The organism is Sphingobacterium allocomposti (assembly GCF_008124885.1).
Taxonomy (GTDB): domain Bacteria; phylum Bacteroidota; class Bacteroidia; order Sphingobacteriales; family Sphingobacteriaceae; genus Sphingobacterium; species Sphingobacterium allocomposti.
On record NZ_VNHX01000022.1, the window covers coordinates 48,222 to 61,498 of the forward strand.

11 protein-coding genes are annotated in these 13,277 nt (G+C 45.6%); 2 read left to right on the plus strand and 9 right to left on the minus strand.

Annotation, left to right across the window (positions count from 1 at the left end; all coding sequences use genetic code 11):
- Nucleotides 1-10: 10 nt before the first annotated feature.
- Nucleotides 11-1,432, plus strand: coding sequence for an efflux transporter outer membrane subunit (locus tag BC792_RS14575; protein ID WP_148909750.1), 1,422 nt, complete (start codon nucleotides 11-13; stop codon nucleotides 1,430-1,432).
- 2,097 nt (nucleotides 1,433-3,529) lie between these two features.
- Entirely contained in the window at nucleotides 3,530-4,204 is a 675-nt protein-coding gene (locus tag BC792_RS14580) for a helix-turn-helix domain-containing protein (RefSeq protein WP_148909751.1), read from the plus strand.
- 77 nt (nucleotides 4,205-4,281) lie between these two features.
- Here the strand turns inward: BC792_RS14580 and BC792_RS14585 are convergent, their stop codons facing one another.
- The 9 genes from BC792_RS14585 to BC792_RS14625 all read right to left on the minus strand — a co-directional run bounded on the left by BC792_RS14585 (nucleotide 4,282) and on the right by BC792_RS14625 (nucleotide 13,275).
- Nucleotides 4,282-4,782 carry an adenylyltransferase/cytidyltransferase family protein gene (locus BC792_RS14585; protein WP_148909752.1) on the minus strand — a complete coding sequence of 167 codons (501 nt, stop codon included), beginning with the start codon at nucleotides 4,780-4,782 and terminating at the stop codon, nucleotides 4,282-4,284.
- 51 nt (nucleotides 4,783-4,833) lie between these two features.
- Entirely contained in the window at nucleotides 4,834-6,216 is a 1,383-nt protein-coding gene (locus BC792_RS14590) for a nucleotide sugar dehydrogenase (protein WP_148909753.1), read from the minus strand.
- 27 nt (nucleotides 6,217-6,243) lie between these two features.
- Nucleotides 6,244-7,116 carry an aldose 1-epimerase family protein gene (locus tag BC792_RS14595; protein WP_148909754.1) on the minus strand — a complete coding sequence of 291 codons (873 nt, stop codon included), beginning with the start codon at nucleotides 7,114-7,116 and terminating at the stop codon, nucleotides 6,244-6,246.
- Between the two features lie 21 nt (nucleotides 7,117-7,137).
- On the minus strand, nucleotides 7,138-8,136 hold the full coding sequence (locus BC792_RS14600; protein WP_148909755.1) for a mannose-1-phosphate guanylyltransferase: 999 nt from the start codon (nucleotides 8,134-8,136) through the stop codon (nucleotides 7,138-7,140).
- An 81-nt stretch (nucleotides 8,137-8,217) separates the two neighbouring features.
- Nucleotides 8,218-9,657: a capsule assembly Wzi family protein gene (locus tag BC792_RS14605; protein ID WP_148909756.1), complete on the minus strand. Its 1,440-nt coding sequence runs from the start codon at nucleotides 9,655-9,657 to the stop codon at nucleotides 8,218-8,220.
- A gap of 1 nt (nucleotide 9,658) precedes the next feature.
- Nucleotides 9,659-10,903 carry a WcaI family glycosyltransferase gene (locus BC792_RS14610; protein WP_148909757.1) on the minus strand — a complete coding sequence of 415 codons (1,245 nt, stop codon included), beginning with the start codon at nucleotides 10,901-10,903 and terminating at the stop codon, nucleotides 9,659-9,661.
- 23 nt (nucleotides 10,904-10,926) lie between these two features.
- Nucleotides 10,927-11,865, minus strand: a complete 939-nt coding sequence (locus tag BC792_RS14615) for a UDP-glucuronic acid decarboxylase family protein (protein WP_148909758.1) — start codon at nucleotides 11,863-11,865, stop codon at nucleotides 10,927-10,929.
- 16 nt (nucleotides 11,866-11,881) lie between these two features.
- Nucleotides 11,882-12,721: a glycosyltransferase family 2 protein gene (locus BC792_RS14620; RefSeq protein WP_148909759.1), complete on the minus strand. Its 840-nt coding sequence runs from the start codon at nucleotides 12,719-12,721 to the stop codon at nucleotides 11,882-11,884.
- Nucleotides 12,718-13,275, minus strand: a complete 558-nt coding sequence (locus BC792_RS14625; RefSeq protein ID WP_148909760.1) for an LbetaH domain-containing protein — start codon at nucleotides 13,273-13,275, stop codon at nucleotides 12,718-12,720. The genes BC792_RS14620 and BC792_RS14625 overlap by 4 nt, the downstream gene beginning before the upstream one ends.
- Nucleotides 13,276-13,277: the final 2 nt, after the last annotated feature.

Genomic DNA, 13,277 nt, shown 5'->3' on the forward strand with positions numbered 1-13,277 from the left:
CATTTTATCCATGAAATTAAAAAGCAATTTTCTTTTCTCTTTAGCTATCTCTGCCTCTTTATGGGCCTGCCAGACCCAGAAGCTGAGCGGGGATCTAACGATGTCCCTCCCGCTCAGCTATCGCAGCGAACAGGCCGTGAATGTAGACAGCAGCATAGGTAGCATCCCCTGGCAGGATTTCTTCCAGGACACCCTACTACAACGCCTAATCGACACCGCATTACAACAAAACGTAGACATGCAGCTTGCCTTAAACAATATAGAATCGGCCAGTCTGCTTCTACGTCAGGCCAAAGCGGGCCAGCTCCCAGATGTGCAGCTGCAGGTTCAGGCAAACACAACCAATCCGTCGAACAATAGTTTAAACGGATTAAGTTTGGGACAATTTCTCGGACAGAACCATATTGAAGACTACAGTGCCGCTGTTGGCTTATCGTGGGAGGCCGATATCTGGGGGAAGATCAAAAGCCGCAAGGCGCAGGCGCTTGCCGCTTACCTGCAGACGGAAGAAGCCCGGAAAGCCATCCAGACACAGTTGGTTAGCCAGATCGCCAAGGGTTACTATCAGTTGTTAATGCTCTATGAACTCGAACAGATTGCCGAGCAGAATCTCCGGCTAAGCGACAGCACCCTGCAACTGGTCCGGCTGCAATACGAAGTAGGTGACATCAGCTCTTTGGCGGTGGAGCAGCTATCTGCCCAGCGTCTGGCAGCAGCTTCGTTAATTCCGGATTTCCAGCAGCAGATATTACTACAGGAGAATGCGTTACGTATGCTAACCGGCGAATTTCCCAAAGCGATACGCATTAAGGGCAAGCTGTCTGACATCGCGATTCCGGCCACGCTGGGTGCCGGCATTCCGGCTGAGCTGCTCAGCAAGCGTCCCGATGTCAAACGGGCAGAGTTGTCTGTCACCGCGGCCCAGGCTTACCGCCACGTAGCCAGGGCACAGATGTATCCTTCATTGACCATTAGTGCACAGGCCGGCGTCAATGCGTTCAAAGCGAGCAACTGGTTTAACATTCCAGCATCGGTATTTGGCGCCTTAACGGGAGGCATCACCCAGCCACTCCTCCAGAAGCGGGCGTTGAAGACACAGTACGAAATAGCAAAAATAGACTACGAGAACAGTGTTATCCAGTTCCGGCAGGCTGTAATTAACGCCGTGGGGGAAGTCTCGAACGCGTTGGTTTCCATACAGAAGTTGAAAGAACGGGAGAAGCTGGTTTTCGACAAGGCCAGCAGACTTAAAAACGCCGTTCAACAGGCCGCATTGCTCTACGAGACAGGAACCGCTTCCTATCTCGACGTTATCACCGCGCAGAGTAATGCCTTGCAAAGCGAACTCGAACTCGTACAGATACAGCAGGCTGAACTGGCTTCCGTGGTAGACTTATACCGGTCGCTGGGTGGCGGATGGAGTGCTGAGTAATATGTATTAAGAGCGCCGCCCATTGGGAGAAGTTAGATTTGAGTAGTTAGTATGGAGAAGTGAGAAACTAGGGATTAGATTGCGTCATCGTCGCCCCTCCTCCCCGCATTGACGCATCTTTACGGCTTTAGCTAATGGCTAATGGCCCATAGCTTATAGTTGCTATACGCCATCTGCCATTAGCCATCGCTATTAGCCTCTCACTTTACGACTTTACAAATTAACACCTTACAGCTATTATTAGGAGTTAGAGTAGTTAGATGGGTTAGAATGGTTAGATGACGCTCGTTGCTATCAAAAACCACTTCACGATTTATAGCCATCCGCCACTAGCCATCTGCTATCTGCCATTCGCCGTCTGCCATTAGCCATTAACCTCTCCCTTTACGACTTTACACCTAAACCCTATTCCACGGCAGCCCTGTGCGTCGGAAAGGACCGGCATCGGTTCGACTGCGTCAGCGGGCCGCCATAATAGCCGTGAAGAACCGTTCCTTGTCTGAACGAAGTGAGTTTGGAACGGTTTAGGCTAGGATAAGGCACGGTAGCATCAAGAACCTCGGCCGGAGGACCTTGTTTACTTGGGTCCCTCCAAGTAAAACCCCGCCCCGGGTTGAGGGGCTATAAAAAAGTGAGATATTAGATGCTAGATGTGAGATTTGAGATTTGAGATTTGAGAGTGTAGGTTTATGCTGTTAGCCTATAGGTTAGCTACCATCTGCCATTAGCCTCCCACTTCACGGCTTTACAAATAACGACTTTACGATTCTCCCCCTATCGCGGATATATTCGACCCCGTCAGGGTCGTCTGATGGATGTCACATTTTTCTATGGATATATGACCCCTACAGGGTCAATCTTTACGCTTAGACCCACGGCTTTATATCTTCACGGCTTCACAAATCAACAACTTTACGGCTTATAGCCATCAGCTATCTGCCATTCGCCATCTGCTATCAGCCTCTCACTTTACGACTTCACAAATCAACACCTTTACAGCTATTATTAGGAGTTAGAGTAGTTAGATGGGTTAGAATGGTTAGATGACGCTCGTTGCTATCAAAAACCACTTCACGATTTATAGCCATCCGCCACTAGCCATCTGCTATCTGCCATTAGCCATCTGCCATCAGCCATTAACCTCTCCCTTTACGACTTTACACCTAAACCCTATTCCACGGCAGCCCTGTGCGTCGGAAAGGACCGGCATCGGTTCGACTGCGTCAGCGGGCCGCCATAATAGCCGTGAAGAACCGTTCCTTGTCTGAACGAAGTGAGTTTGGAACGGTTTAGGCTAGCATAAGGCACGGTAGCATCAAGAACCTCGGCCGGAGGACCTTGTTTACTTGGGTCCTTCCAAGTAAAACCCCGCCCCGGGTTGAGGGGCTATAAAAAAGTGAGAGACTAGATGTGAGTAGTTAGTATTGAGATATGAGATATGAGTAATTTGGAGTTAAGAGTTAGAATAGTTAGATGACGGTCGTTGCTATCAAAAACAACTTCACGGCTTATCGCCGTCTGCTATCAGCCATCAGCTTCCCTCAACGACTTTACAAATTAACACCTTTACAGCTTATAGCCATTTGCCATCAGCTATCTGCCATTAGCCATTAGCCTCTCACTTTACGATTTTACAAATTAACACCTTACAGCTTATAGCCATTTGCTATCTGCCATTAGCCTCCCACTTCACGGCTTCAAAAATCAACGACTTTACGACTCTCCCCCTATCGCGAATATATTCGACCCCGTCAGGGTCGTCTGATGGATGTCACATTTTTCTATGGATATATGACCCCTACAGGGTCAATCTTTACGCTTAGACCCATGCCTTTATATCTTCACGACTTCACAAATCAACAACTTTACGGCTTATAGCCATTAGCTATTAGCCTCTCACTTCACGACTTCACAAATTAACAACTTTACATCTTTTACGGCTTTCCCAACCTCACCTGACTACCTCAGCACAGGCACTCCGGCAAGTTCAGTACAAGCGCCGTCAAAGCCCAGAATGACGTTTTGCCGACGTCGGTCCTTGACCGTCTCGTAGTTTTCTGTTACATTTGCTATAGACGCCTACTAACCTAACAACACATGAATGATTACCAAGAACTATATCAGGAATTGGATCGCGTGTATACCGAATTGCTGAAGTCCAATGTGCTTAATCTGGATGCCTGCCGGCAGCAGCCTTTTTTAAATATTATAAATCAATCGGATTATTATATCACGGTTCACGACGTGGAGTTTTTCCGCCCGATCTGTATAAACGAGCCTATGCGCAGGTTCTACGGCTTTGAACAGTCGATACTTACGGGGTGGGACCATTTTTACTACTTAAAGACGATACATACATCCACTTATCATACATTAATTGAATCGATGGCCTTCTTCCGGAAAAACCGGCCCGGACACCTTGATCTGAAATATAAACTCCGTCATGGGCAGGGCGAGTGGAAACACACGATTGGCTCCACCACAACTATCATACGAAACGGAAGCGGCCAACCTAAGGTTGCGCTCACGGTGATGAAGGAAGCTGCAGGAGAACTGCGCCCCTCAGCCTACGAAAATTTCTCGACATTGACCCACCGGGAGCGGGAGATCCTTACCCTCCTGGTAGGCGGCCTGAGTAAGAAGGAAATCGCCGGCAAGCTGTTTATCTCTCCCGGAACCGTAGTCACCCACACAAAAAACATCTATAAGAAGCTCCACGTCAGGAAAGTTTCAGAGCTGGCTCAACTAGTCGACCTTTTCGATGTAAACTGAGAGAAGTTTATATTTACCGCTTCTCTAGCGGAGAAATCATGCACCCCGGTGCGGTTGTCTCGGGGCCTCCCTGCCTCTTATTTTTCTTCGCCGTTACTCTCGCTAAGCAATCTAGCCTTGGACGCTTCTTTTTCTGCTACAATTTTCCGGAGTCCAGAGCTCGAAAAGCGGTGATCGCGGCTGTTGAAATACAGCTCAATACCTTTTTCTTCGCAATATTTTCGTCCGGTAAAGTCTTTGTTCGCGTATTCGTCTCCGACGATCCGCACATCCAGCTTGAAGGAACGGAGGATATCTTCTAAATCCTGTTCAGTCGAATAAGGAACAATTTCGTCCACGTACTGGCACCCCCGCAATTGGATGTACCGCTCTACTACGGTCTGAGTGGGTGCATTCTTTTCCGGCCGGTCTAGGGTGGGATCCATCTGAAGACCGCAGATGAGGTAGTCGCACTGCCGCTTCGCTTCAGCGAGCATCATAATGTGTCCGGCGTGCAATAGGTCGAATGTCGAAAAAGTGATGCCAACACGGGGCCCAGGGTTGTAGTCTTCTCTTTTTTTTGCTACTGTTTCTTTCATAATTATTGTTGTTGGTTCAATATTGCATGTAAACGGTGGAGGAGCTATGGATTACTCCCCAATCGCGTAATAGGCAAAACCTAATCTGTTTAGTTCCTTCCTATCCAACAATTTCCGTCCGTCAAATACGAAAGACGGCTTCTTCATGCCTTTCTTGATCTTCGCCCAGTCGTAGGTTTTGAACTCATCCCATTCTGTCAGTACAGCGGCAGCGTGTGCACCATCCAGCGCCCCATACGGGTTGTCCACCACTTTTACAAGACGGCGGTTCTCCTCCGGTGTACGCGTACCGAGGTAGTCCAAATCCTTGTATATCTGCTCAGCTGACACTTTGGGATCGTACACCACAATATTGGCTTCCTCGTCCAACAGGTGGTCTGCTACATAAATAGCCGCCGACTCGCGGGTATCGTTCGTATCCTTCTTAAACGCCCAGCCCAGAAACGCTATATGTTTTCCGTTAACCGTATTATACATGGTCTGGATGATCTTCTCCGCAAAGCGCGTCTTCTGGTGGTCATTCAGGATGATCACCTGTTCCCAATAATCCGCGACCGCAGTTAAATTGTAAGAGCGTGCGATATACACCAGGTTCAAAATATCCTTCTGGAAACACGACCCCCCAAAGCCCACTGATGCTTTCAAAAACTTCGGCCCGATGCGGGAATCCTGTCCGATCGCGCGGGCTACCTCGTCCACGTTGGCTCCCGTCATTTCACACAGCTCCGAGATAGCATTGATACTCGAAACACGCTGCGCTAAAAAAGCATTGGCCACCAGTTTGGAAAGTTCCGAAGACCATAGATTCGTCGTTAGGATACGTTCACGCGGCACCCATGCAGCGTAGATGTTCACCAGCGCTTCAATAGCCGTTTCGTCCTCGCCGCCAATCAATACGCGGTCTGGGTTATGTAAATCCGTAACGGCTGTTCCCTCCGCCAAAAACTCGGGGTTCGAGAGGATATGGAAGTTCACGCCATTACCGGTGTTATCCAATATGCTTTTCAACGCCTCGGCTGTACGTACCGGAAGTGTCGATTTCTCGACAACAATTTTATCGTCCTTGGCCACCGCAGCGATCTGACGGGCACACAGCTCAATAAACTTCAGATCGGCCGCTTGTCCCTTGCCTTTACCATAGGTTTTAGTGGGTGTATTGACCGAAATAAAGATCATGTCGGCCTCATCTATCGCCCGCTCCACATCGGTCGAGAAAAACAGGTTCCGGCCCCGCGCCTCGGCAATAACGGCATCCAGTCCGGGTTCATATACCGGCAGGTTGTTTAAATCGCTATCGTTCCACGCATCGATGCGTGCCTGATTTAAATCGACGACAGTCACCTGCACATCCGGATTCTTCTGCGCAATAACGGACATCGTAGGACCACCTACGTAACCTGCGCCGATACATGTAATTTTTTTTATTGTTTTCATTTGATATTCTTTGTCTTTTCTTAAAACCTAACTTTCTACGATTGTCACGTCCCAAGTCCTTTCCCAACATGTAAATGCGTGCAGACGCACAATTCCCTCCTTCTTCTCCAGTTCTCCGGTATGCGTTTCTGAATCGTTCACTCCGCACCAAGGCTCTAGGCATAAAAAAGGAGCTCCAACGGATGCCCAAAGCGCCAGATACGGAAAATCGACAAAACGAAGACGGATATAATAATCATCATGTTTATTTTTCAAATGTACTTCTGTGGAACATAGGTCTTTCAATACCCAAGCATCATTCATAAACATATCGCCCTTTAAATACAACCGTCCATTCTCTAGTGATACGCTTTGGGGCTGAACACGCAGCAATCCCTCATTAAGGGAATACTGGATTATCATTCTGTCTTCGGGGAATTCCAAATAATAGTCTGGCAAACCATTAGAAGCTGAAAAGTCGAGCTGAAAAGCAGGATGGCCTCCAATAGAAAACAGCATCTCCTGATTTCCTTCATTCCGAACTTCGTACGTACAAGAAAGCCGTGTGTGATGCAACTTGTAATGCAAATACAATTTAAACGCAAAGGGATAAACCGCTAACGTGAACTCATTGGAACACAACAAAAAAGAAATTTCATCTTCCGTATGATGCACTACTTCAAACTCACAATCCCGTGCAAAACCGTGCTTTGACATGTTGAAAATTCGATCTTCGTAATAGTAAGTCCCTTCTTTCAACACCCCAACAAAAGGGAACAATATAGGAGATGATCTTTCCCAAAAAGTAGTATCCCTTTGCCATATCAGCTCTCTGTCCTTATTTTTGTCATACATGCTGCGCAACTCAGCTCCTCTCGGATGAATCTCAATACGTAACCTACCGTTTTCTAGCGCGTACATCTTTTCTTGTTGATTTTTAACTTAATCAATCAATTTAGATTGGTGTTTATCTAACGTATTATAAACCTTCTTCACATCTTGCGATTTTTCCTTTTGCACAAATAACAGGGCATCATCCGTGTATACAACTATGGTATTCTTCAGTCCAACAAAAGCGGTATACATCTCTGATCCGATAATCATGTTCCCTTGCTCATCTACAGCGTAACCTGTTGATACTAAATAATCGTACAATGCCTCAAATGACCCTAGATCAGACCATTCGAATTCTGTCGCGACCACCCGAATTTTTTTGGAGCGTTCCATCACGGCGTAATCGATACTGATGGATGGGATTTTTTTGGAAAGTGCCTCGTCGAGTTTACCGTTTGATTGGTGCTTCCAGGCTGCTAAGGCCGTGGCGTAGACTTTTGGCTCAAACTGTTGTAATTCTTCCAAAAGCGTGTCAGCACGGAAACAGAACATGCCGGAGTTCCACAAAAAGTTACCGCGTTCAATAAAATCTTCTGCTGTATCTTGATTTGGCTTTTCGCGGAATGAAAGTACACGATCTTCTTCATATTCAATATAGCCATATCCTGTTTCTGGCCGTGTCGGCTGGATACCAAAAGTCACGATGTAGCCTTCCTTGGCTTTTTCAATCCCCTGCTCTATAGCCTGTGCGTAGGCTTCTTCTCCAACAATAACATGATCGGAGGGGGTTATAAGGAGAATATCATCGGGGTCAGCGGCGAAAGCGGCAAAAGCAATTGCCGCTGCTGTATTGCGCGGCGTAGCTTCCACAATATCCGTATAAGACACACCTTGGCTATCCAATACCTCTTTACTCAATTGATAGTTATCACAGTTTCCAACCACTGTCACCTTATCGCACAATGCTTTGTTGCGTAAGACTGTCATACCAAAAAGCGATCCTTCCTTAAATAAATTTAAATATTGCTTCGGGTTGCTTTTGCGGGATAAAGGCCATAACCGGCTTCCGACTCCTCCTGATAAAATAACGTGTGTAATGTTACTCATAATGTTAATTTTTGGCTTTTTTATATCTCGTGTATATTTAAATCTCTTTTGTTATCTCTACTTAATCACCTTGTTTCGTTCTTATTTAATTTGGTAATTGAAACCTATTCTGCCCCCCATATTATTATACAATTGGCCAAAGTCGCCCGCCAAACTTGCATTAAAAAGCCATCTGTTGTGTCGAAACGACAACCCAGCTAGAGAATAGCATTGAAAGAGGCCTTCTCCATCTCCATAGAGCTTTTCAGCGTGCCGGGCACCGAAGTTTACCACAGGTGTCATTTTTAGCTTCATCGATAAACGAGGGGTGAACCTAAGAGAAGCCGCAAGGTTTCCTCCAATCAACCTATTATTAATAATATTCGTGTTACCTTGAATCGGCTCTGTGCCCTTCCAATCATATGGCTGAATAGGAAGGTAATTGCTCGCCTCTTTCCGATTGGTGAACAACGGCACCCCGACTACATTTCCTTCGTACTCCCATCCGGTCTTATATGCTCCATTATCGTAATAGCTTTGGCTTTCTCGACCAAAACTTTCCATTTGCTTAGTATAGATAAACTCTAATAGAAGATTTTTTAATTTCCCATCATTTCGTTTATTTATCCAGTGCACGCCGAATAAACGATCTATATTTCGGATGTCCAAGCCCGTACCGCTTTCAAAAGGCGTTTGATGATAGATATGGAGCTTCCATTTCTCGTGTTCATAATGCAAACCGACCTCTGCCAATCCACGCTGATCCCCCGCTCGATTCGGTCTCTTTCCATCAGGTACACTACCGTCATTGGCTTCCTTTACAAAGAGAACATCCATAAATCCGCTAAAGGATCGATCTAGATAAATTCCCTCCGACGGCCTATTGCCGCCCCACTCTCCATAATGTTGTATGCCTCCATATGGCTTCCATTTGCCTAAATTTATCCGACCGTAAAATGATTTTTCATGTAGCCACGATTCCATAAATCGGTTATTTCCAAACCAACCGTGCCCTATCATTCCTTTAAACTGTAGCTTTCCATTTGTAAATGGAATATTAATATAATCATCGATACCGATCGTCACTTTCGGAATAGGCAAAGCGTTGCTGCTTATTCCGAACGATCCCACCGAAAGTTCAGGATCAATATCGTCCCACAGATCCCGGTGCCGTCCCCCACGAATAAACCATTCCTTATATTTCAGCTGCGCAAAACCCTCCTGAAGTACGGTTCGGCCATAGTGTTCGGCATTAAAAAGTCTTGCCCCGTAACTAAGTTTTAACAAAGACGCCGTATCACTTATAAGACGCAGCGAAGCAAGATGATGTGCATTCTTTGCTTCTATCCACGTGAGCTGATCGAACTGCTCATTACTGCCCATTCCAAAACGATTCGCTTTCATCCACAAAGGCTGAAACCGTTCGGACGCCCCTTGAAACTCTGAGCCGAGACTAATCTCGAGGGAGTCCGTGTACCGCGTTTGTGCCTTTGTGACAAACACTGTGGCGAAGAAGATAAAGAATAGAGATAAACGCATCATATTAAGTTATTTTATTCGATAAAAAGAGCGCTTCGACATCTTGCTCAAATTTTTGAAGTATATGCTCTTTTTCTAAATACCGCTTAGCATAGTCTCGGGCATGTTGTTTAAAAACGGTCGTATCTTCAAACAAACCCCGTCTTATTCCGCGTTCCAATTCATCGTCATGTTCAGGAGCCACTAGAATGCCCATTTGAAAATCGTGCATGACATCGTATAATGTTGTTCCTTGGTCCGCCGTAACCAACGCGCACCCCCCTGCTGCCAGGATACCGGTTAACTTACTCGGCATCACGAGATCGGCTGCAGAAGATTTTTGCAGAACCAAATGTAAGTCGGCCATGGCGAGTAATGCCGATAATTTTTCGTAGGGCTGCAATGGAAAAAAGAAAACATTCGATAATTGGTGCTGTTTCGCTAATTGTACGAGCTTGTCTTTACCTCCTCCTGAACCACAAATAACAAACTTGACCGTCTTGTCTGTTTTGAAACGACTTGCTACTTTTATAACCGCATCCAAGCCTTGCTTTTCACCTAAGTTCCCACTGTAAAGAACGATTTTATCTGCTGCCGAGAATCCCATCTCTAAGCGTAACGATTCCTCTTTAGGCAAGGGAAAAACGACCTCGCTGTCCACCCAATTCGGAAAGAATAGCATCTTCTCCACTGCCACCCCCTTTTTTAGAATTTTATCCTGCATCCCCATTGAAATCGTAGACACACGGTTTCCTCTTAAAAGGAAAAAGCGCTCAAGACCGAACATGGCTTTCAATAAAGTTTTATTCCGAATCATTCCTAAATCTTTCGCCGCATCCACTTGTAAGTCCTGCACATGATTAATCCATACGCTTCCTCTTAGGCTCTTGTATATCCAGGGAAAGAATGCGAGATGGAACGGTGGCGCAATGCAAAAAACCACATCAAATTTTTTCGAAAAAATCGCCTTTATCCAGAACGGTATGGTCGACAGCAGAAAGGAAAATTCATGTATAATACGACTCGCTGAGCTGACCTTCTTTGGCACATATAAGGGAACACGATGCACCTTGACATTATTCAAAGTCTCGGTATGCCATTTTTTTCCCTGGTAACCTTCATGAACCATCCATTCAGGGTAATATGGAAGTGCTGTCAACACGTGAACGTCATGTCCTTGCTGCGCCAGCCATTCCGCCATCTCGCCGGTATATTTACCTATTCCCGTCAGTTCCGGAGCATAATTAATGCCGTGTATCAGTATTCTCATATTCGTTGACCGCCTTCTTCGCTTCACAAGATTTTTTCAAAATAGGCGATTGTTTTTCCTAACCCTTCTTCCAATTGGACGGATGGCTCCCATTTAAGCTTTTCTTTTGCCAAGCAAATGTCGGGCTGTCGTTGTTTAGGGTCATCCTGCGGTAAAGGCTTGAACACGATCCTAGAAGACGAGTTCGTCAGTTCAATTACCTTTTCGGCTAGTTGCAACATCGTGAACTCATTAGGGTTGCCGATATTGATCGGACCTATAAAGTCTTTTTCTGTAGCCATCATACGGATTGCACCTTCTACCAAGTCATCTACATATTGGAAACTCCGGGTCTGTGTGCCATCCCCAAAAATAGTGACGTCTTGATTTTTCAGCGCCTGAATAATAAAATTGGATACCACCCGGCCGTCAGCAGGATGCATGTGCGGCCCATAAGTGTTGAAGATACGGACTATCTTGATGTCTACATTGTTCCGACGGTGATAATCCATAAAGAGTGTCTCGGCACAGCGTTTACCTTCGTCGTAACAAGACCGTATCCCAATAGTGTTTACATTGCCCCAATACGATTCCGGTTGCGGATGCACATCAGGGTCGCCATAGACCTCGCTCGTAGACGCTTGTAAAATACGTGCATTTACCCGTTTAGCCAACCCCAACATATTGATAGCCCCCATAACCGAGGTCTTTATGGTCTTAATAGGATTGTATTGATAATGGATCGGGCTCGCCGGACAGGCTAAGTTATAAATTTCGTCTACCTCTGCATAATAGGGTTCAATGACATCATGCCGTACGATCTCAAAATATGGGTTATCTAAAAGATGGATGATATTTTGCTTATTCCCGGTGAAATAATTGTCGACGCTGATCACTTCGTGTCCATCGTTGAGCAATCGCTCGCATAGATGGGATCCAATAAAACCTGCCCCTCCTGTTACCAATATACGTTTACGATTCATAAAAAAATAGATAAGATTAAAGTTTGTTTTGTGTTAGTTCGTAAATTTTAGCCTTAATATTAAAGAAGTATTGCATCTTGTAAACACTAAATATATAACCGATCTTTCCGTCCAAGAACCCTGCGTATAGGAAGTAATTCGTTAGAAAATATAGAAAACCAAAACCCCAGGTATCCAGCAGGCTATATTTTATTTTCTGCTTCCAATTCAATTTGGCCCACGCCGCCTTGTCTTGTTTTAATTTTAAGTACCGGTTCGCCTCCCAAGAGGAGTAATCATTGTGTTTGCCGATATAATGCGCTAGGTTTTTAAAATCGAGGTGTGTCACCGGAGACTTAATTTCGCCTACCTGCCCGTCGATAATCGGATGTTCATGGACTTCCATATCTAGATGGGACCAAGCTTTTTCGTCTATAAACTCATATTCGCCCGTCCCTACGCGAAACAGCGGAAGCTTTTTGAACTTAATACCATGCTTCATACTCTTACCCATAAAATGGTTATTGTAGGCCAACCAATAACCATTATAACTGACATCTTGTATGCGTTCTCGAACCTCATTTTTGAAATCGTCGGTCACAAACTCATCCGCATCCAGAAACAACACCCATTCATTGCGTAAGGGAACATTGCGTAGTAGCCAGTTTCTCTTTTTAGGAAATTGGCCATTCCAATTGAAGTTTACTAACTGGTAACCGAATTCCGCTACAATTTGGGGTGTACGGTCTGTACTGTTGGAGTCGATTATGATGACTTCATCAAAATCTTCCAATAGCTCCAAGCACTTCGGGAGATTTTTTTCTTCGTTTTTAACCGGCACGACTACCGTTAAGGGAATCTTGTTGGATGTATTCATAGGTTAATGTTCCTTATTGCTCGTTTTTTGATAAGTTTTGCGGGATTGCCTCCGATCACCGTCCATGGTGTGACATCCTTAAATACTGCGGCCCTTGCACCAACTACTGCGCCCTCGCCAACCGTTACGCCAGACATAATAAATGTTTCGGCGGCTATCCAAGCAAAATCCTGAAGGTATATCGCCCCTATCACTAAAGGCGTATTGAGCGAATCTATTTGATGGGTTGCACTGCAAAGGTAGGTCCGCTGTGATACAAGCACTTTACGTCCGATCACCGTCTTTCCCAAATGTAGTTTTACTTCTGGACCTAGTGTAGACTGTTCCCCCATTTCCAAATTCCATGGCGATGGAATATAGACTGACGCGTAGACATTACAGGTCTTGTGGAGTTTGGCTCCGAAAAAACGTAAAACTGCGATCCGCCATGCCCGGAAGAACGGCAAGGAAAAAGGTTTGAAGAGCACGTACGACATTATTTGCCACACTAAACGTCTTAGCTTGTCCGATTTGGGGATGGTGTCAATGTACTTGGGAATTTCTTTCTGCCTCATAA

Coding starts and splice junctions, on each gene's coding strand:
- BC792_RS14595 (WP_148909754.1), bottom strand. CDS start 7,116: ATGTACGCGCTAGAAAACGGTAGGTTACGTATTGAGATTCATCCGAGA.
- BC792_RS14620 (WP_148909759.1), bottom strand. CDS start 12,721: ATGAATACATCCAACAAGATTCCCTTAACGGTAGTCGTGCCGGTTAAA.
- BC792_RS14615 (WP_148909758.1), bottom strand. CDS start 11,865: ATGAATCGTAAACGTATATTGGTAACAGGAGGGGCAGGTTTTATTGGA.
- BC792_RS14605 (WP_148909756.1), bottom strand. CDS start 9,657: ATGATGCGTTTATCTCTATTCTTTATCTTCTTCGCCACAGTGTTTGTC.
- BC792_RS14590 (WP_148909753.1), bottom strand. CDS start 6,216: ATGAAAACAATAAAAAAAATTACATGTATCGGCGCAGGTTACGTAGGT.
- BC792_RS14580 (WP_148909751.1), top strand. CDS start 3,530: ATGAATGATTACCAAGAACTATATCAGGAATTGGATCGCGTGTATACC.
- BC792_RS14600 (WP_148909755.1), bottom strand. CDS start 8,136: ATGAGTAACATTACACACGTTATTTTATCAGGAGGAGTCGGAAGCCGG.
- BC792_RS14575 (WP_148909750.1), top strand. CDS start 11: ATGAAATTAAAAAGCAATTTTCTTTTCTCTTTAGCTATCTCTGCCTCT.
- BC792_RS14585 (WP_148909752.1), bottom strand. CDS start 4,782: ATGAAAGAAACAGTAGCAAAAAAAAGAGAAGACTACAACCCTGGGCCC.
- BC792_RS14610 (WP_148909757.1), bottom strand. CDS start 10,903: ATGAGAATACTGATACACGGCATTAATTATGCTCCGGAACTGACGGGA.
- BC792_RS14625 (WP_148909760.1), bottom strand. CDS start 13,275: ATGAGGCAGAAAGAAATTCCCAAGTACATTGACACCATCCCCAAATCG.